Source organism: Nonomuraea sp. NPDC050536, assembly GCF_044457685.1.
Taxonomy (GTDB): Bacteria; Actinomycetota; Actinomycetes; order Streptosporangiales; family Streptosporangiaceae; genus Nonomuraea.
The window spans coordinates 364,795-383,855 of the sequence record NZ_JBITHD010000007.1; the positions used below are offsets into that span (position 1 = coordinate 364,795).

17 protein-coding genes and 1 tRNA gene are annotated in these 19,061 nt (G+C 69.1%); 7 read left to right on the forward strand and 11 right to left on the reverse strand.

The features are described 5' to 3' along the window. Positions 1-157 precede the first annotated feature (157 nt). The 5 genes from pth to ACIBHX_RS22580 all read right to left on the reverse strand — a co-directional run bounded on the left by pth (position 158) and on the right by ACIBHX_RS22580 (position 4,138). Positions 158-742 carry an aminoacyl-tRNA hydrolase gene (pth, locus tag ACIBHX_RS22560; RefSeq protein ID WP_397069133.1) on the reverse strand — a complete coding sequence of 195 codons (585 nt, stop codon included), beginning with the start codon at positions 740-742 and terminating at the stop codon, positions 158-160. A gap of 61 nt (positions 743-803) precedes the next feature. Beyond that, a complete protein-coding gene (locus tag ACIBHX_RS22565; RefSeq protein ID WP_397069134.1) occupies positions 804-1,427 on the reverse strand; it encodes a 50S ribosomal protein L25/general stress protein Ctc in 624 nt (207 codons plus the stop codon). 95 nt (positions 1,428-1,522) lie between these two features. Beyond that, entirely contained in the window at positions 1,523-2,500 is a 978-nt protein-coding gene (locus tag ACIBHX_RS22570; RefSeq protein WP_214325925.1) for a ribose-phosphate diphosphokinase, read from the reverse strand. After that, a complete protein-coding gene (glmU, locus tag ACIBHX_RS22575; protein WP_397069135.1) occupies positions 2,497-3,936 on the reverse strand; it encodes a bifunctional UDP-N-acetylglucosamine diphosphorylase/glucosamine-1-phosphate N-acetyltransferase GlmU in 1,440 nt (479 codons plus the stop codon). The genes ACIBHX_RS22570 and glmU overlap by 4 nt, the downstream gene beginning before the upstream one ends. Positions 3,937-4,066: 130 nt before the next feature. Continuing rightward, positions 4,067-4,138: transfer RNA gene (locus ACIBHX_RS22580), tRNA-Gln, on the reverse strand. Positions 4,139-4,371: 233 nt separating this feature from the next. Between ACIBHX_RS22580 and ACIBHX_RS22585 the strand changes: the two genes are divergently transcribed. From ACIBHX_RS22585 to ACIBHX_RS22600, 4 genes are read left to right on the forward strand one after another with little or no spacing between them, the layout of a single operon-like run. Next, positions 4,372-5,310, forward strand: coding sequence for an acyl-CoA desaturase (locus tag ACIBHX_RS22585; RefSeq protein WP_397069137.1), 939 nt, complete (start codon positions 4,372-4,374; stop codon positions 5,308-5,310). Positions 5,311-5,353: 43 nt separating this feature from the next. Next, on the forward strand, positions 5,354-6,235 hold the full coding sequence (locus ACIBHX_RS22590) for a TetR family transcriptional regulator (RefSeq protein WP_397069138.1): 882 nt from the start codon (positions 5,354-5,356) through the stop codon (positions 6,233-6,235). 54 nt (positions 6,236-6,289) lie between these two features. After that, positions 6,290-8,350, forward strand: a complete 2,061-nt coding sequence (locus ACIBHX_RS22595; protein ID WP_397069140.1) for an RNA degradosome polyphosphate kinase — start codon at positions 6,290-6,292, stop codon at positions 8,348-8,350. Next, positions 8,343-9,170 carry an NUDIX domain-containing protein gene (locus tag ACIBHX_RS22600; RefSeq protein WP_397069141.1) on the forward strand — a complete coding sequence of 276 codons (828 nt, stop codon included), beginning with the start codon at positions 8,343-8,345 and terminating at the stop codon, positions 9,168-9,170. Before ACIBHX_RS22595 ends, ACIBHX_RS22600 begins: the two co-directional genes overlap by 8 nt. On the opposite strand, the gene ACIBHX_RS22605 is transcribed toward ACIBHX_RS22600, so the two are convergent. From ACIBHX_RS22605 to ACIBHX_RS22620, 4 genes are read right to left on the reverse strand one after another with little or no spacing between them, the layout of a single operon-like run. Beyond that, a complete protein-coding gene (locus tag ACIBHX_RS22605) occupies positions 9,145-10,332 on the reverse strand; it encodes a cytochrome P450 (protein ID WP_397069143.1) in 1,188 nt (395 codons plus the stop codon). The genes ACIBHX_RS22600 and ACIBHX_RS22605 overlap by 26 nt on opposite strands. Further along, positions 10,329-11,804 carry a CHAD domain-containing protein gene (locus ACIBHX_RS22610; RefSeq protein WP_397069144.1) on the reverse strand — a complete coding sequence of 492 codons (1,476 nt, stop codon included), beginning with the start codon at positions 11,802-11,804 and terminating at the stop codon, positions 10,329-10,331. Before ACIBHX_RS22610 ends, ACIBHX_RS22605 begins: the two co-directional genes overlap by 4 nt. Positions 11,805-11,845: 41 nt before the next feature. Then, positions 11,846-12,178, reverse strand: coding sequence for a glyoxalase (locus ACIBHX_RS22615; protein ID WP_397069145.1), 333 nt, complete (start codon positions 12,176-12,178; stop codon positions 11,846-11,848). Next, the gene (locus ACIBHX_RS22620) at positions 12,175-12,945 is read right to left on the reverse strand and encodes a trans-aconitate 2-methyltransferase (RefSeq protein WP_397069146.1); all 771 of its coding nucleotides are present in this window, start codon (positions 12,943-12,945) and stop codon (positions 12,175-12,177) included. The genes ACIBHX_RS22615 and ACIBHX_RS22620 overlap by 4 nt, the downstream gene beginning before the upstream one ends. A gap of 56 nt (positions 12,946-13,001) precedes the next feature. On the opposite strand from ACIBHX_RS22620, the gene ACIBHX_RS22625 reads away from it, so the two are divergent. After that, a complete protein-coding gene (locus ACIBHX_RS22625) occupies positions 13,002-13,505 on the forward strand; it encodes a MarR family winged helix-turn-helix transcriptional regulator (protein WP_397069147.1) in 504 nt (167 codons plus the stop codon). A 9-nt stretch (positions 13,506-13,514) separates the two neighbouring features. Here ACIBHX_RS22625 and ACIBHX_RS22630 read toward each other — a convergent pair whose 3' ends face one another. Next, entirely contained in the window at positions 13,515-15,311 is a 1,797-nt protein-coding gene (locus ACIBHX_RS22630) for an ABC-F family ATP-binding cassette domain-containing protein (RefSeq protein WP_397069148.1), read from the reverse strand. A gap of 532 nt (positions 15,312-15,843) precedes the next feature. Here ACIBHX_RS22630 and ACIBHX_RS22635 point away from each other — a divergent pair. Further along, positions 15,844-16,167, forward strand: coding sequence for a hypothetical protein (locus ACIBHX_RS22635; RefSeq protein ID WP_397069149.1), 324 nt, complete (start codon positions 15,844-15,846; stop codon positions 16,165-16,167). A 932-nt stretch (positions 16,168-17,099) separates the two neighbouring features. On the opposite strand, the gene ACIBHX_RS22640 is transcribed toward ACIBHX_RS22635, so the two are convergent. After that, on the reverse strand, positions 17,100-17,987 hold the full coding sequence (locus ACIBHX_RS22640; RefSeq protein ID WP_397069246.1) for a 4-(cytidine 5'-diphospho)-2-C-methyl-D-erythritol kinase: 888 nt from the start codon (positions 17,985-17,987) through the stop codon (positions 17,100-17,102). Between the two features lie 285 nt (positions 17,988-18,272). Between ACIBHX_RS22640 and ACIBHX_RS22645 the strand changes: the two genes are divergently transcribed. Continuing rightward, positions 18,273-19,052, forward strand: a complete 780-nt coding sequence (locus ACIBHX_RS22645; protein WP_397069150.1) for an arginase family protein — start codon at positions 18,273-18,275, stop codon at positions 19,050-19,052. Positions 19,053-19,061 lie beyond the last annotated feature (9 nt).

Genomic DNA, 19,061 nt, shown 5'->3' on the forward strand with positions numbered 1-19,061 from the left:
GCGGCCCGCCAGGTGAGGGCGGGCTCGGATGGGACGAGGGTCGTCAGCACCTCGCCGTCGCTCACGCACGCCTCCCCGTGACCTACCGTCAACAGATAGTCACCAGATGGTAGCGGGGAGCGACGGCCGACAGGTTGCGAACGGCTCTATGCGGTGATCAGCGAGGAGGGCCCGAAATGTTCAGGTCGGCGCGGTGGAAGTCGTTCTGCGTGGTCTCGAGCCCGCGCTCCATCAGTGACTCCACCACGTCTGCGGCGCGGTCGACCAGGAACGGCAGGTCCTTGCGCTCGGCGGTGGCGAAGTCCTTGAGCACGAACGAGGCCGGGTCCATCCGGCCGGGCGGCCGCCCGATGCCGAACCTGACCCGCAGGTAGTCGCGGGTGCCCAGCACCTTGGTGATCGACTTGAGCCCGTTGTGGCCGTTGTCGCCGCCACCCAGCTTGGCGCGCAGCGCGCCGTAGGGGACGTCGAGCTCGTCGTGGACCACGATCAGCCGCTCGGGCCCGAGCTTGTAGAAGTCGGCGAGCGCCTTGACCGGCCCGCCGGAGAGGTTCATGTACGACAGCGGCTTGGCCAGCACCGCCGCCCGGGTCTCCAGGACCTCGGCGCGGCTCTTGTGTGCCTTGAACCGTCCACCGGCCCGCGCGGCGAGCTCGTCGAGCACCATGAATCCGGCGTTGTGCCGGTTGGCGGCGTACTCCGCGCCGGGGTTGCCCAGCCCCACGATGAGCCAGCGTTCCATGCGATCCCCTCAAAACGGAAAAACGGGACAGCCGGCTGACCGGCTGCCCCGATATCCGGAACTACTCGGAAGCGCCCTCGGCGCCCTCGGCCTCGACGGGAGCGGCGGCCTCGACGGCCTCCTCGCCCTCCTCCTCGGCGGGAGCCTCGACCGGCTTGGCGACCACGTGCAGCACCAGGGCCTCGGGGTCGGCGGCCAGCGTCGAGCCCTGCGGCAGCTTGAGGTCGGCCGCGGTGACGGCCTTGCCGACCTCGAAGCCCTCGATGTCGACCTCGATGCCGGTGGGGATGTGGGTGGCCTCGGCCTCGACCGCGATGGACACCAGCTGCTGGTCGAGCAGGCCCTCGGAGTTGACGTCGCCGACCGTGGTGACCGGGATCTCGACCGTGACCTTCTCGCCGCGCTTGACCAGAAGCAGGTCGACGTGCTCGACGAAGCCCTTGATCGGGTCGCGCTGCACGCCCTTGGGCAGGGCCAGCTCGTCGACGCCCTCACCCTTGAGGTGGATCAGGACGTTCGGCGTGCGCAGGGCGAGCAGCACCTCGTGACCGGGCAGGGTCAGGTGCTTGGGGTCGATGCCGTGCCCGTAGAGGACTGCGGGCACCTTGTCGGCGCGGCGGATCTTGCGAGCGGCGCCCTTGCCGAACTCGGTGCGCGGCTCGGCGGCGATGCTTACTTCGGACACGACATCTCCTAGGGATGCTCTGGACGGGTTTCGCGCTCCCCCTCACCCGCCCTAGCGGAAGGCGTTACGAGCGCAACCTGAGTAGTCTATCGGCTTCAGGTGTCTCCCTCGAACAGACTCGTGACCGAGCCGTCCGTGAAGACCTCGGTGATCGCGCGCGCGATGAGCGGCGCGATCGACAGGACCGTCAGCTTGTCGAACTGCTTCTCCTCCGACAACGGCAGCGTGTTGGTCACGATGACCTCAGAGATGCGCGAGTTCTTCAATCGGTCCACGGCGGGGTCGGAGAAGACCGCGTGCGTGGCGGCGGTGATCACGTTGGTTGCGCCCTGCTCGTAGAGGGCGTCGGCGGCCTTGCAGATCGTGCCCGCCGTGTCGATCATGTCGTCGATCAGCACGCAGGTGCGGCCGCGGACCTTGCCGACCACCTCGCTGACCTTCACCGAGTTGGCCACATCCAGGTCGCGGCGCTTGTGGATGAAGGCCATCGGCGTGCCGAGCGTGTCGGCCCAGCGCTCCGACAGCCGCACGCGGCCGGTGTCGGGCGAGACGATGGTGGTGTTCTCCAGGTCGAGCTTGTTCTTCAGGTAGCTCTCGAGCACCGGCATCGCGAACAGGTGGTCGACGGGGCCGTCGAAGAAGCCCTGGATCTGCGAGGTGTGCAGGTCGATCGACATGAGCCGGTCGGCGCCCGCGGTCTTGAACAGGTCGGCCATCAGGCGCGCGGTGATCGGCTCGCGGCCGCGGCCCTTCTTGTCCTGCCTGGCGTAGCCGAAGAACGGCATGACCACGGTGATGCGCTTGGCGGAGGCCCGCTTGAGCGCGTCGACCATGATGAGCTGTTCCATGATCCACTTGTTGATCGGGCCGGTGTGGCTCTGGATCACGAAGGCGTCGCAGCCGCGCACGGATTCCAGGTAGCGCGCGTAGATCTCGCCGTTGGCGAAGTCGATCAGCTTGGTGGGGGTCAGCGAGACGCCGACGTGCCTGGCAACCTCCTCGGCCAGCTCGGGGTAGGCCCGGCCGGAAAAGAGCATGAGCTCCTTCTCGCCAGGCTGTTTGATGCCGCTCATGACCCGTTCTCCTGCTCGATGGCCTTCTGTGCCGCTTTGGCGGACTTTGTGCCCGCACGTCGGCGTAGGACCCATTGTTCTATGTTGCGTTGCTTGGCCCTAGCCACCCCGATCGCCCCGGGCGGGACGTCATCGATGATCACAGAGCCGGCCGCCGTGTAGGCGCCGTCGCCGACCGTCACCGGCGCGACGAGCATGGTGTCGCAGCCCACGAACGCGCCGTCGCGGACGATCGTGGGGTGCTTGTTGACGCCGTCGTAGTTGACGAAGACCGTGGAGGCGCCGATGTTGGCGTCCTGGCCGATCGTGGCGTCGCCCGCGTAGGTCAGGTGCGGCACCTTGGAGCGCTCCCCGACCGTGGTGTTCTTGGTCTCCACGAACGTGCCGACCTTGGCCGCGCGGCCCAGCACCGTGCCCGGACGCAGGTAGGCGTAGGGGCCCACGCTCACTTCCGGCCCGACCACCGCGCCGTCGCACACGGCGTTGCGCACCACGGCGCCCTCGCCGACCCTGGTGTCGGTCAGCGTGGAGGCGGGGCCGACCTCGGCGCCCGTCTCGATCCTCGTCGCGCCGTGCAGCTGCGTGCCCGGGTGGATCACGACATCCTGGGAGATCTCCACACCCACGTCGATCCAGGTGCTGTCAGGGTCGACGATCGTGACGCCGGCCCGCATGTGGGCCTCCTGCAGCCGCCTGTTGAGCACCTTGCGCACGAAGGCCAGCTGCACGCGGTCGTTGACGCCTTCGACCTCGACGTAGTCGGTCGCCACGTGGGCGCCAACCCGGTGGCCCTCCTCGCGCAGGATGGCCAGCACGTCGGTGAGATATTCCTCACCCTGCGCGTTGTCGGATGAGACCCGCTTGACCGCATCGGCGAGCAGCAGCCCGTCGAAGGCGTAGATGCCGGAGTTCATCTCGGCGATCGCCCGCTGCTCCGGCGAGGCGTCCTTCTCCTCGACGATCTCCAGTACGGCTCCCGCCGCATCGCGCACGATCCGCCCGTATCCGGTGGGGTCGGGCACCACAGCGGTCAGCACGGTCCCGGCGTTTCCGTCGGTGGCATGCCGTTCGAGCAGCTCGGTCAGCGTCTCGGTGCGCAGCAGCGGCACGTCGCCGTAGGTGACCAGCACCGTGCCGGCGATCGTGCCCACCTCCTCCAGCACGGTGCGCACGGCGTGACCCGTGCCGCGTTGCTCGTGCTGGACGATCGCCCGCGCATCCGGGCTGGACTCGGCCAGATGCGCGCCGACCCGCTCCCTGTCGTGGCCGATCACCACGATCAGCCGCTCGGGCTCGAGCCCGCGGGCGGCGGCGAGCATGTGGTCCACGAGCGCGCGACCGCACACTTCGTGGAGGACTTTCGGGGTCTGGCTCTTCATCCGGGTGCCCTCGCCTGCGGCGAGGACGACGACTGCGGCCGGGCGCGGCACACTCACGGACTGAGGCTCCCTGTGACGAGGGCGGATCTGGACAACGGTACGGCTACCGCACCGCTACCCACCCGACACCGTGAGGATACCTGCCCACACGGACAGCCAACCATGTACCCACGATCGACACGGACAGCTCCGGCGCCAGGACTCGAACCTGGACAACAGACACCAAAAGACTGCGAGCTGCCAATTACTCAACGCCGGAAAATGGACGCCTCTCAGCGTCCGGACCTAGCTTACCGACCTTGCCGCACTCGCGTGGTACCGAGTTCCCTCTAACGGTCGTCCATCGCATCGGTGCGGAGGACCGACACTGACGTGAGCCTGCCGTAGCCGAAACGTAAATAACGGCTCTCAAGGATTCCTAACTTACGATGCCGTAGGTTACGGTTGCGTAGCCCGGACATTCGAGCTCATACACGTCGCGAGAGGTAGTCCATGACCGTTACCGCCGAGCGCACGTCTCCCGGTCCCAAGCCCGAATCCGACGCCGAGCGCCGCACCAAGGGTGAGCTGATCACCTTCGCGATCGTCGTCGGCCTGCCCCTGATCGCCATCGCCTGCGCCGTGCCGTTCGCGTGGGGATGGGGGCTGGGGTGGAGCGACATCGTCATCGCCTTCGTCTTCTACGTCATCTCAGGCCTGGGCGTCACGGTCGGCTTCCACCGCTACTTCACGCACGGCTCGTTCAAGGCCAAGCGGCCGCTGAAGATCGCGCTGGCCATCGCGGGGAGCCTGTCCCTGGAGATGTCCGTGCTCGACTGGGTGGCCGTCCACCGCAAGCACCACAAGTTCTCCGACAAGGAGGGCGACCCGCACTCGCCGTGGCGGTTCGGGACCGGCTTCACCGCGCTGTGCAAGGGGCTGCTGTTCGCGCACATGGGCTGGATGTTCGAGGCCGAGCGGGTCAACCGCGAGAAGTACGCCCCCGACCTGCTCAAGGACCCCGACCTCATGCGGATGCACCGGTGGTTCGGCTGGCTGGCGCTCACCTCGATCGCGCTGCCCGCCGTACTGGGCGGCCTGGTGACCTGGTCCTGGCAGGGCGCGCTGACCGCGCTGTTCTGGGCCTCGATCGTCCGCATCGGCCTGCTGCACCACGTCACCTGGTCGATCAACTCCATCTGCCACGTGTTCGGCGACGAGCAGTTCGAGGCCCGCGACAAGTCGCGCCAGGTGTGGATCCTGGCGCTGCCCTCCTTCGGCGAGTCGTGGCACAACCTGCACCACGCCGAGCCGACCAGCGCCCGGCACGGCGCGCTGAAGGGGCAGATCGATCTCAGCGCCGAGATGATCCGTTTCTTCGAGAAGATGGGCTGGGCCTACAACGTGCGCTGGCCCACGCCAGAGCGCCTGGCGGCGAAGCGCATTGCCTGACAGCGGAGGATCTGTTCCCGGCACTTCGTCCGGGACAGCCATTATGGAGGGTGTGACCACACCCCGATCTCGCAGGCGCATGTCCGGAAGCGAGCGGAGAGAGCAGCTGATAAGCATCAGCCGCACCCTCTTCGCGGAGAAGGGGTTCGACGGGACCTCCATCGAGGAGATCGCCGCGACGGCCCAGGTGTCCAAGCCGGTGGTCTACGAACACTTCGGCGGCAAGGAAGGTGTCTACGCGGTGGTGGTCGACCGCGAGATGCAGAGGCTGCTCGGCATGATCACCCAGGCGCTGTCGGCGGCGCACTCGCTGGTCAAGCTGGAGCGGGCGGCGCTCGCGCTGCTGCAGTACATCGAGGAGAGCAGCGAGGGTTTCCGCATCCTGGTGCGTGACTCCCACGCCGCCAGCGGCACAGGCTCGTTCGCCAGCCTGATCAGCGAGATCGCCAGCCAGGTGGAGGACGTGCTGGCCGACGAGTTCGCTGACCGCGGCTACGACCCCAAGCTGGCGCCGATGTACGCGCAGATGCTGGTGGGCATGGTGGCGCTGACCGGCCAGTGGTGGCTGGACGTGCGCAAGCCGGGGCGCGAGGAGGTCGCCGCGCACCTGGTCAATCTGGCGTGGAACGGTCTGACGGGGCTCGACCCGCAGCCGGCGATCTCGATGGCGACCCGCGCCAGCCATCCGGTGATGACCGACAAGGACCTGCGCGAGCTGGAGAAGGCCAGGGAGAAGGAGTTCAAGGAGGCGGAGAAGGCCCGCCATCGCGAGCTCAAGGAGGCCGAGAGGGCCAGGGTTCGGGAGCTGAAGGAGCGCGAGCGGCTGCTGAAGGAGGCGGAGAAGGCGCGCGAGCGGGAGGACAAGCTCCGTCAGCGCGAGGCGCGCGTCGCCGAACGAGCCGCACGGCTGGAGCAACCAGAATAATTCGTTGCTGCGAAGTTAACGTTCCGTTCAACCAAGGTGGGCATATTAGGAAATATGTCCGCGGAACTGTTGGATCCTGGAAACGACCTGCCCCTGCCCCAGGAACGGTTCCTCAACCGTGAGGAGAGCTGGCTCCAGTTCAACGAGCGGGTGCTGGAACTGGCTGAAGACCCCTCGCTCCCTCTGCTGGAGCGGGTGCGGTTCCTGGCGATCTTCGCGAGCAACCTGGATGAGTTCTTCCGGGTGCGGGTGGCGGGTCTCAAGCGCCGGATGGCCACCGGCCTGCTGCTGCGGACCAAGAGCGGGCTGAAACCGCGCGAGGAGCTGGCGCGGATCGCCACCATCGCCGACGACCTGGCCAGACGGCACGCGTCGGCCTTCCACGACCAGGTGCTTCCGAAGCTGGCCGCGGAGGGCATCGAGATCGTCCGCTGGGACGATCTGGTCCGCGAGGAGCGCACCGAGCTGCGCAAGCTGTTCAGGGAGCGGATCCGGCCGGTGCTGACGCCGCTGGCCGTCGACCCCGCCCACCCGTTCCCCTACATCTCCGGGCTCAGCCTGAACCTGGCCGTCGTGGTGCGTAACCCGGCCACCGACCACACGGTCTTCGCCCGGGTCAAGGTTCCCTCGCAGCTGCCGCGGTTCGTCGCGGCCTCCAAGAACCGCTTCGTCCCGCTGGAGGACGTGATCGCGGCGCATCTGGGCCAGCTGTTCAAGGGCATGGAGATCGTCCAGCACCACGCCTTCCGCGTGACCAGGAACGAGGACCTGGACGTCGACGAGGACGTCACCGAGAACCTGATGCAGGCGTTGGAGAAGGAGCTGCAGCGCCGCCGGTTCGGCCCGCCGGTTCGGCTGGAGGTCGAGGACACGATCTCGCAGGAGGTCCTGGACCTGCTGGTGGAGGAGCTGGAGCTGGCGCCGCACGAGATCAACAAGATCTCCGGCCCGCTGGACCTGAGCGGCCTGCACGCCATCGCCGACCTGGACCGCGGCGAGCTGAGCTATCGCCCGTTCGTGCCGGCCGAGGCCATCAACGCTGAGGACGACGTCTTCTCGGTGCTGCGCGAGCGCGACATCCTGCTGCACCACCCCTACGACTCCTTCGCCACCAGCGTGCAGCGCTTCATCGAGGCGGCCTCCACCGACCCGCGGGTGCTGGCGATCAAGCAGACGCTGTATCGCACCAGCGGCGAGTCGCCGATCGTGGACGCGCTGATCGACGCGGCCGAGGCTGGCAAGCAGGTGGTCGTGGTCGTGGAGATCAAGGCCCGCTTCGACGAGCACGCCAACATCTCCTGGGCGCGCAAGCTGGAGCGGGCGGGCTGCCACGTGGTCTACGGCGTGGTCGGGCTGAAGACGCACTGCAAGCTGGCGCTGGTGGTACGCCAGGAGGCCTCGGGCGAGCTGCGCCGCTACTGCCACATCGGCACGGGCAACTACAACCCCAAGACCGCCAGGCATTACGAGGACTTCGGCCTGCTGACCGCCGACCCGCTGGTGGGCGAGGACGTCACGGACCTGTTCATCCACCTGACCGGCTACTCCAACCACTCCGCCTACCGGCGGCTGCTGGTGGCGCCGCACTCGCTGCGCGGCGGGCTGCTGGCCAGGATCGAGCGGGAGATCGCGCACCAGCAGGCGGGCCGCCCCGCCAGGATCCGCATCAAGACGAACTCGCTGGTGGACGAGCCGCTCATCGACGCGCTCTACCGGGCCTCGCGGGCAGGGGTCCCGGTGGACCTGTGGGTGCGCGGCATCTGCACCCTGCGCCCCGGCATCCCGGACCTGTCGGAGAACATCCGGGTCCGGAGCGTCCTGGGCCGCTTCCTGGAGCACTCCCGGATCTACGAGTTCGGCCTGGGCAGGCGTCCCGAGGTATGGATCGGCAGCGCCGACCTGATGCGCCGCAACCTGGACCGGCGGGTGGAGGCGCTGGTCAAGGTGACGGGGCAGCAGCACAAGAGCTACCTGATCGAGCTCATGGACCGGGCCATGGCAGAGACGACGAACGCCTGGTGGCTGAACGCGGACGGCGTCTGGGTCCGTCACCTGGGCGAGGATCTGCAGAGCCATCTGGTCAGCACCCGCCGTTGGAGGACCGTTGATGACTGACATGCTCCGGGCCGCCGGAGCGGTGGTCTGGCGCGGGGACGAGAGCGATCCCGAGGTGGCCGTCATCCACCGGCCGCGCTACGACGACTGGACCTTCCCCAAGGGCAAGCTGAAGACCGGCGAGCACATGATCGCCGCGGCGCTGCGCGAGGTGCGCGAGGAGACGGGCATGTCGATCGTGCTCGGCCGCGCGCTGCCGCCGATCCACTACCTCAGCAAGGGCCGGCTCAAGCGGGTCGACTACTGGGCCGGCCAGTCCGTCGAGGGCGCGTTCACCCCCGGCGATGAGGTCGACGAGCTGGTCTGGCTGCCGCTGAGCGCGGCCCGCGACCGCCTCACCTACGCCTGGGACGCCGGCTTACTGCACGCGCTGGTCGCCGCGCCGCTCGCCACAACCCCTCTGGTCCTGGTACGGCACGCCGCGGCGGGAAGCCGCCAGGACTGGACCGGCGAGGACGCCCTGCGCCCGGTGGACAGCGTCGGCAGGGCGCAGGCCGCCACGATCGCGCAGGTGCTGCCCGCCTATCGTCCCGAGCTGCTGCTCAGCTCGCCCAGCCTGCGCTGCGTGCAGACGCTGGAGCCGTACTCCGCCGACATGCGGCTGGAGCCGCTGCTGAGTGAGGAGCACCAGGACAGCGACAAGACCCCGGCGCTGGTCGGCGAGATCTCCGTGCCCGCGGCGGTGTGCAGCCACCGCAAGGTGCTCCCCCACGTGATCCACACGCTCAGCGGCAAGGACGTGCACCTGCGCAAGGGCGCCTTCGCCGTGCTGCACCGGCTGGGCGCCCAGGTGGTCAGCGTGGAGCGGTACTCCACCTGACCGGCAGCTCCTTGACGCCCCCGGTGAGCCGGTCGCTGTTCATCCGCAGTTCCTCGAACGGTACGGCCAGCTCCAGGTCGGGCAGTCGCTGGAAGAGCCGCTCGAAGACGGCGGTGAGCTCGACCCTGGCCAGGCTGGCCCCGATGCAGAAGTGCGCGCCGTGGCCGAAGCCGAGGTGCGGGTTGTCCTGGCTGCGGTGCAGGTCGAACAGGTCGGGGTGGTCGAAGGCGGTCTCGTCCCTGTTGGCGGCGTTGGTGGTCAGGACGACGGCCTCCCCGGCCTTGATGGTGATGCCGCCGATCTCGACGTCCTCCCTGGCGTAGCGGGGGATGCCGTGCAGACCGGGCGATCCCATGCGCAGGATCTCCTCGACGGCGGCGGGCGCGAGCCCGGGGTCGGCCTTGAGCATCGCCAGCTGCGCGGGGAAGTGGAGCAGGAGCAGCACGCCGTAGTCGATGCGGTTGACGGTGGTCTCGTGGCCGGCGAACAGCAGCCCGCCCGCGAGCTGGGCGATGGTGCCATCGTCGTCGATCACGTCGACCAGGTCCGACAGCACGTCCTCGCCCGGGTCGTGGCGTTTGGCGTCGATGAGGCGGGCCATGTAGCCGCCCATCTCCTCGCGGGCGGCCATGCCGACGGCCTCGTCCATGCTGCCCATCCGGGTGGAGACCTCGCTGAAGTAGCCGCGGTCGTCGAACGGCACGCCGAGCAGCTCGCAGATGACGTAGACGGGCAGCGGGAAGGAGAACTCCTGGTGCAGGTCGACGGGCGGCGTCTGGGCGGCGAGGTCGTCGAGGAGGCCGTCGACGAGGCCTCCCACGTGCTCGCTCAGCGCCTTCATCCTGCGGGCGGAGAAGGAGCGGACGAACAGCTTGCGCATCCGCTCGTGGTCGGCCTTCTCCGTCTCGAAGTCGCCCTGCGGGCCGCCGAGCAGCGCCGAGCCCGAGATCCTGGCCGCCTCCTCAGGTTTGGGATGCGAGCGGCCCATCCGGGCGTCGGCGAACAGCGCTCTGGCGTCCTCGTAGCCGCTCACCAGCCAGACTTCGTCGCCCGCCCGGGTGCGGACCCGGGCGATGCGTTCCTTGTGCCGCAGCTCGCGGTAGGCGACGGGCACGTCGAGGGGGTCACTTCGGTCGAAGGGGATCACCGGTAGGTCAGTCATACAACCTTCCTAACAGCTTGCAAGGTCTCCGCCCAGACTCGCGGGAACTCCTCGTGCGCGCGTTCTGCGGCGCCGCGCTCGATGCCGATGAGCAGACCGTAGGTGAAGGTGTCCTCGCCGGCCTCGCGGGCGCTCTCGGCCTCCTTGGCCAGCACCTCCTGGGCGACCACGCCGTCCTGGTGCAGGCCGAGGATGTCCTGGACGGCCTCGGCGTGCTTGGCCAGCCTGCCCATGCCCTTGCCGAGCGTGGGCTGCAGCGCCTCGGCGGTGTAACGGGCGCGTTTGGCGGCCTTGCGCACGTCGTGCATGGCGATCTCGCGCCGCTCGGGGTCTTCCACGGCCTGCGCGGTGTCGTAGGCCTTGGTGACGCGGTTCCAGTTGGTGGCCGCGACGCCGCTGAGGGTGTCGTCGGCGGGCTTGCGGGCGGGCTTGCGCAGGCCGGGATCGGCCATCAGCGCGTCGAGGTCCTCGAGCAGGGCGTAGTAGCGCTCGCCGCTGAGGGTCTCCTTGATCCGCTCGTAGGCCTGCTGCTCGCGCTCGTTCAGGTCGTCGCCGAGCCGGGTGGCGATCGGGCCGGTGACCAGCTCGGGGGCCAGGCCTTCCAGGTGGCGGGCGAACCTGTTCCTGATCACCTCCAGGTCGCGGGCCTCGCCCAGGACGTTGCCGAGCCAGCGCAGCTCGTCCTGGAGCGCCTGGGTGTCGCCGAGGAGGCTCTTGAAGGCCTTCAGCGCGCTGCGGAGCCTACGGCAGGCCACGCGCATCTGGTGCACGGCGTCGTCCTCGGCGCGCCGTACCCGGGGATCCTGGGAGAGCAGGGCGGCGACCTGCGACTCGAGGTAGTCCACGAGGACGTGGCCGGCCGTACCGGGCTCGGTGGGGACGCGGCGCGGGGCGGGCGGCTGGAGGAGTCTGGCCAGCTTGCTGGCGCTTTCCGCGGGCGTGGCGCCGGCCTTCCGCAGGCGCTTGCCGACCTTGGCCAGCAGCGGCGCCTCGCCGGCCAGAAGCTCGGCCTCGACCTCGCGCCAGCGCTCCACCCGGGGTTCGTCGCCGAGGACGGTGCCCTTGACGCGGTCGTCGGCGACCTCGAGGAGCCTGGTTTCGCCGTCCACCAGGATGCTGACGTTGCGGCGGGTGTCGAGTTCGGCCACGGCCTGCAGCTCGGCGCCGCGGGTGTAGGCGCGCACGAGCTCGGCCAGCTCATCGGGGACTGTCCTGGTGCTGCGGGTGAGGGGGTAGGTGATCTCCTGCCTGACCCCCTTGGCTTTGGGCAGCTTGAGGTGCCAGCCGGGATCGGAGCCGCCCCGCCTGCGTCTGAGCGTCACACCGCGGGTGGCCAGCCGCAGGTCGGGGGTGTCGTAGTAGAGCGCCACGAGCTGATAGCCCTTGGGGCCCACGACCTCCGCGAGCCCGTTCAGGTCAGGCACGGCGTAGTCAGGCGGTACGTCGAACTTGTCCTCGATCTCGATGCCCACAGCACCTCACAAAAGTCCGATTTAGCCCCATACTGCCACCGCTAGGTGAGCCTTTGTAGGAGCTCGATGCGGTTACCGACGGGATCGCTGAGGTAGATGCGGCGATATCCGGGGAAAAGCAGATCGACCTCCGCGCCCTCGGGAAGCTCGTCCACGAGGAAGGCCGGGTGCGCCTTGCGCGCCGGGCGGAAGTCCTCCTCGATGCCCAGGTGGACCTCGACACCGTCGCCGCGGAACCAGGCGCCGCCCCGCTTGGCCAGCTCGGGCGGCTTGGGCACCTCTCGCAGCCCGAGCACGCCCTGGTAGAACTCCCGCAGTTGCGGCTCGCTGCCCGGAGGCGCGGCCAGCTGGACATGATGAATTGCTTTGATCATTTCTGTGCCACCACGAAGATGCGACGGAAGGGGAACGGCGTGCCGTACTTCCTCGGCGGATACGCCTCATCGAGCCGTACGGCCAGCTCGGCGGTGAAGCGTTCACGCTCGTCCTCGTCCAGCCGGTCGAAGATCGGGCGCAGCGCGGTGCCGGAGATCCACCGCAGGACGGCGTCGTCGCCGTGGAGCACGTGGATGTAGGTGGTCTCCCAGGCATCGACGCGGCAGCCGAGGTCGCTGAGCTGGTCCAGGTAGCCCGTCGGGTCGTCGACGGGGCTGCCGCGGTCGTAGTCGCCGAGGCGCGCGGCCCACTGGGGCGAGCGGCACAGCTCGCGGATGGCCAGGTGGCTGGGCGCGTCGAAGTTGCCCGGCACCTGGAAGGCCAGCCAGCCGCCGGGGCTGAGCGCGTCGACCCAGTGCTCGAGCAGGTCACGGTGGGAGGGCACCCACTGCAGGACGGCGTTGGAGATCAGGACGTCGACGGGCCGGTCGGGGCGCCACATGGTCACGTCGGTGACGAAGAAGCGTGGCGTCGCGCCGAGCTCCCTGGCTTTTGCGATCATGGCGGGTGAGGAGTCGAAACCGTCGATGCTCGCCCCCGGCCAGCGCCTGGCCAGCTCGACGGTGAGTTCCCCGGTGCCGCAACCCGCGTCCACGACATAATCTGGATCGTCGGCACGCACCCGCGCCAGGAGATCGAAGAACGGTCTTGACCGCTCGTCGGCGTATCTGGCGTAGGTCGCGGGATCCCAGATATCTCTTGACATAAAGATAATTGGTATCGAGATATGTATCTCGATGTCAAGACAGTAGACTTGATGTCATGACGGAGGATTCACGGGACGAGGTCGACCGCCTCGTCGCGGCCTGGCAGACCGAGCGGCCCGATCTGGACGTGGCGCCGCTCCAGGTGCTCTCGCGCGTGTCGCGGCTGGCCAAGCACCTGGACCGGGCCAGGCGTGCCGCCTTCGCCGAGCACGACCTGGAGCCGTGGGAGTTCGACGTGCTGACCGCGCTGCGGCGGGCTGGCAAGCCGTACGAGCTGTCGCCCGGGGCGCTGCTGCGGGCCACGCTGGTCACCTCGGGCACGATGACCAACCGCATCGACCGCCTGGCCCAGGCCGGGCTGGTGCGCCGCCGTCCCGACCCGGAGGACCGGCGCGGGGTGCTCGTCTCGCTCACCGACACAGGCGTCGCCCGGGTCGACGCGGCCTTCTCCGACCTGCTGCGGCGCGAGCACGAGCTACTGTCGGCACTCGACGCGTCCGAGCGGGCCGCGCTGGCGGGGCTGCTGCGCACGCTGCTCGCGCCCTTCGACGCTTCGTGAGGCGGGAGGCTAGTCGCCGAGGCGGTCGGCGGCCTCCAGCCACTCGGCCTCGATCGTGTCCTTCTGCGCGAGCACGTCTCTGAGCTGCGTGTCCAGAGTGCCGAGCTTGTTGTAGTCGTCGGCGGCCTCGGCCATCGCGGCGTGCAGCTTGGACTCCTGGTCGGAGAGCTTGTCCAGCTGGCGTTCCAGGCGGTTGAGCTCCTTGCGCAGCTCGCGCTCCTCCTTGGCCGACATGCCCGGACTCGCCACGACTTCCCCGGATTTTTCGGGAATTGTGGGGGCTGAGCCGACCCTCGCCGTCACCGCGGCACCCGCGGCCCGCCGTTCCAGATATTCGTCGACCCCGCCGGGCAGCAGCGACAGGCGGCCGTCGCCGAGCAGCGCCACGCACCGGTCGGTCACCCGCTCGAGGAAGTAGCGGTCGTGGCTGACCAGCACCAGCGTGCCGGGCCAGCCGTCGAGCAGGTCCTCCAGCTCGTTGAGCGTCTCGATGTCGAGGTCGTTGGTGGGCTCGTCGAGCAGCAGCACGTTCGGGTCGTCCATGAGCAGGCGCAGCAGCTGCAGGCGCCGCCGCTCGCCGCCGGACAGGTCGCCGACCATCTTCCACTGCGCGTCGCCCTTGAACCCGAGGCGCTCGAGCATCTGGGAGGCCGTCCACTCCCGCTTGCCGACCGTGATGTACTTGCGGATCTCCTCGACCGTCTCCAGCACCCGCCGGGTCGGGTCCAGCTCGGCCAGCTCCTGGGACAGGTGCGCCAGCCGTACCGTCTTGCCCGTCACGACGCGGCCGGAGTCGGGCTTGACCGTGCCCGACAGCAGCCGCAGCACCGTCGACTTGCCCGAGCCGTTCACGCCGATCAGCCCGATGCGGTCGCCGGGGCCGAACTGCCAGGTGGTGCCGTCGAGCACCAGCGGCCCGCTGCCCGGACCGCCGGCGTGCAGGGTGACGCCCTCCAGGTCGTAGACGGTCCTGCCGAGGCGCGCGGCGGCGAAGCGCATCAGCTCCACGTTCTCGCGCGGCGGCGGCTCGTTGGCGATCAGCGCCTGGGCGGCCTCGATCCGGAACTTCGGCTTCGATGTACGCGCGGGCGGGCCACGGCGCAGCCAGGCGATCTCCTTGCGCATGAGGTTCTGGCGGCGCTCCTCGGCGGCCTGCGCGATCCTCGCGCGCTCGGCCTTGGCCAGCACGTAGGCGGCGTAACCGCCCTCGTAGCGCTCGACCCGGCCGTCGACGACCTCCCACGTCCTGGTGGAGACTGCGTCCAGGAACCACCGGTCGTGCGTCACCACCAGCAGCGCGCTCTTGCGAGCCGCCAGGTGGGCCGCCAGCCACGCGATCGCCTCGATGTCGAGGTGGTTCGTCGGCTCGTCCAGCATGATCAGGTCGTGGTCGTCGATCAGCAGCCGCGCCAGCGCCGTACGCCTGCGCTCGCCGCCCGACAGATCGCCCACCTTGGCGTCCAGGTCCAGGTCGCCGATCAGGTTGGCCAGGATCTCCCTGATGCGCTGGTCGCCGGCCCACTCGTGCTCGGCCCTGCCGTCCAGCACCAGCTCCCGCACGGCCAGGCCCGGCTCGAGCCCGTCGTGCTGGGTCAGGAACCCGATCCGCAGCCCGCGCGTATGTGTGACGCGCCCGCTGTCGGGTCGCACGCCACCGGCGATCACCGACATCAACGTGGTCTTACCACCACCGTTGCGCCCAACGACCCCTATCCGCTCTCCCTCCTCGACACCTAGTGAGACGTCACGGAGCAGCGGCTTGGGCCCATAGGCATGGGAAACAACCTCGAGATTGACCAGATTCATCGCTCCCCAAGGGTATACGTCGCCACGATGCGCTCCGATACACCTCGAGCCAGTCGCTCGGCTCTGGCGCTCTATGGCTCGAAAGGTCTGTCGCCTTTACGGCAAAGCCGCCGCCACCCACCGCCCACCGCACTTCGGCTGATGGCCCGCACCCGGCGCTTCTGGCGAGTCGATGCCAGTTGCTCGCCGCCACGGCGCTTCATTACGCAGGCACCCCGGTCCCGGGATCGCCGTGGTATCCGTGCTGCGCCACGGCGACCCGACCAAGCCGCTGCCCGCCCGGCAGGTCCGCGCCCCGGCCACCGCTCAGGTGCGCACCGTCAAGAACGTCCTGGATCGGGACCTTCCCCGAGCTCAAGGGCCGCCGTCACCGCGGCGCCGACGCGCGCCTGCACACCCACAAGATCTTGATCCATAAGTCTTGACGATCTGCTCACCGAACCCTGACAAGGCCCACACGACCTACCGCTCTCCAGGGGGAATCGCAAGGAAGGGCGCGATCAGATGCGTTCACAACGACCAAGGGGGACAAATGCTTGAATACCAAAGTATCGCTTGCGTGAACGACGCGGGCTTCGTCATGTACTTCAACCCGGAGTTCATCGACCCGAACACCGGCCAGTTCGTAGAAGGCACGCCCGACTCTCCCAGCTACCCGATCAACCAGTCCCGCGTGATCAATCTCGACCAGAGCAATGTCCCGGTAGGCGCACCGGTGAGGCCGCGGGTTCACGCTGACGGGGGCGAGAACGAATCTGGCGACACGCTCATCACGTACGCCCAGAACGGGCAGACCGCTACCTTCCAGGTTCAGGGAACCACGCTGGACTACACCGTCAAGCTCATCACTGGCTGACAGTGCAGCCCGGGCGTGCCCGCACCGGCGGACTGGTGCGGTCGCGCTCGGGCAAATCCCGCAGCCTGTATTGGATGCCTACTCATCGTGGAGACCCTCGTCGCGAGGCTGCGGACACCGATCGATAGGTCAGGCGCCGTCCCACGACTGCCCATGTTCCGCAGGTCGCGGTGCCTGACATCCGCCCCGAGATCGAGGCGCAGCCTCTCCCATATTCCGACCGCACCCTCGCTACCGATTCCACCGCCCGCAGGTGGCCAGCGCCTTCGTCGCCCAATCACACAGCGGTAGCCCACGTGGCCAGCGCGGCGAGCAGGGCAGCACCCCGCGGATCCCCCAGCTTGGCCAGTACCTTCGCCGTCGCGACACGGTTGTCGGTGTCATGGGGTCGGTGGCCGGCACGGCCGAGCTCACTGAACTCACCCAGTCCTTCTCAGGACCGCGCAGGATGGCCAGCGCCTCCAACAGCGTCTGGGTGCGAGTGCCGCCTCGGAAGGCGATCGCGGCCAGTACCTGCGGGGTCAACTTAGCCCGCCCCCACGGTCCCCCGACCCGCCGTACAAGGCGCCGGACGACCACCGTGCTCCTCCTCGCCGGCCCCGGCGCGGGAGGGCGGACGCGGAATCGGTGATGCGCCTTCCCTCGTGGGTTGCCGGGCGCCGCGGCGGCGAGGAGGGGGACGGCGGAGTTCGGCGCCCTGAACGGCGGAAAGCCCAGGGCCGGGCTGCCACGATCTCGAAGCGCCGTGACGGCGGGTCAGTGTCACCGACTCGCCGGAAGCGCCGGGCGCGGGTCAGCAACCGGTGTGCGGAGGGCGGCCGGAGGGGCGGCCTCGCCGTACAAGAAAAGACTCGCAGTACAAGAAGAGAGCCGTACAAGAAGAGAGTGGTGGATCAGGTGATCACGAGGAAGGGGCGATCACAAGAAGCGGATTAGATGATCATGGCGCCGGGGGCAGGGCCGGTGGCGGGGAGGGCGGTGCGGCAGGTGGCGGCGAGGGAGATGGCCAGGTCGCGGGCGTGGGCGGCGTCCGTGGCGAGGAAGGCGCAGGTGGGGCCCGAGCCGGAGACGATCGCGCCGAGGGCGCCGAGCTGGCGTCCGGCCTCGAGGGTGCGGGCCAGCGAGCGGCGCAGCATGATCGCGGCGGGCTGGAGGTCGTTGTGCAGCCGGGCGCCGAGCGCGCGGGCGTCGCCCGTGCGGAGGGCCTCGACGAGGGCGTCGTCCACCTGGGGCCAGCCGACGTGGACGCCGGTGGCCTCGCGCATGAGGTCGCATTCGGCGTAGACCTTGGCCGTCGACAGGCCGCCGTCGGCGAAGGCGAAGGCCCAGTGGAAGGTGCCGCTCGTCTCGAGCGGGGTCAGCCGCTCGCCCCTGCCGGTGCCGACCGCGGTGCCGCCGAGCAGGGCGAAGGGTACGTCGCTGCCCAGGTCGGCGGCGATCTCCATGAGGTCCTCGCGGGGCAGGCCGAGCCCCCACAGCTCGTTGCAGGCCACCAACGCGCCGGCCGCGTCGGCGCTGCCGCCGGCCATGCCGCCCGCGACCGGGATCGACTTGCGGATCAGCAGGTCGGCGCCGAAGGTGCGGCCCGCGTGCTTGGCCAGCGCCCTGGCCGCCCGGATCGCCAGATTGCTCTCGTCGAGCGGCACCTGGTCGACCTGCCTGCCCTCCACCCGGATGGTGATCTTCTCGGCCTCGGCGGCCACGACCTCGTCGTAGATCGAGACGGCGTGGAAGACGTTGACCAGGTCGTGGAAGCCGTCATCGCGCAACGGCCCCACAGACAGCTGCACGTTGACCTTCGCGGGCACCCTCACGGTCACCGAACTCACCGATCGATCGTATCGGGGCTCGTCCTGTCCTGCGTCAGTTCGTGATCCGGCCTCCTGCCACGTCGATCGTCAGCCCGACGCGTCGGAGGCCAGGAACACGGGGACCTCCGGCTTCAACGTGGTCTCCCGCGGAATCCTGGACGCGCAAACAGCGGCGCAGCGGGTGCGTGGCGGCGATTCTTGGCGGGCATCTGCGCGGCCACCTTCTCGGTGCGGATCGAGGAGGGCGCGATGCAGCATGGGTGTTCTGTCGGGTTTTCGGACACTATTGGTTCCATGTCCTACACCACGGTGATCGAGGTTCCCCAGTGGCGCGGCTCGAGTTCGCCCACCGCGCGGCGGCTCGTCGAGGGCGCGCGGCTGCTGGCCGACATGGCCCCGGACGCGCGACGGGTCCGCGTCGAGGTCTCGGAGTCACTGTCCGACACCGCCTCCCGGGTACGGCAGGCCCTTCCGGAATCCGGGTTCGCCTTCACGGCGGGCGGCGACTGCGGCGTGGAACTCGAACCCATCGCAGCAGCCCACCGGCGTTACGGCGACGGCCTGGTCGTCGTCTGGTTCGACGCCCACGGCGACCTGAACACGCCCTCGTCGTCTCCTTCCGGCGCCTTCCACGGCATGGTCCTTCGTGCTTTGACGGGCGAGGGTCCTGCTGAGCTGGTGCCCTCCCAGCCTCTCGATCCCCGCCGGGTCGTGCTGGCCGGGGTACGCGACCTGGATCCCGCCGAGTCGGCGTTCATCGCGGAGTCCGGCATGCACCATCTGCCCGATCCCGCCTCCCTCATCGAGAGGGTCGCCGACCTGTCCCCCTCGGCGGTCTACATCCACATCGACCTGGACGTCCTTGACCCCGCCACGTTCTCCTCGGTCGGCTGCCCCGCTCCCGGCGGCCTCCAGCCGGACCGGCTGCTGTCCCTGGTGAAGGGCCTGAGTGACCGCTTCGAGATCGCCGGCCTGGGCATCACCGAGTACGAGTACGAGCCCACCCTCCCCCGGGACCAGGCCCTCCTGGCGTCCCTGGTCTCCGTCCTCGTCACCACCTGCGCACAGCTCTGACACCGTGCC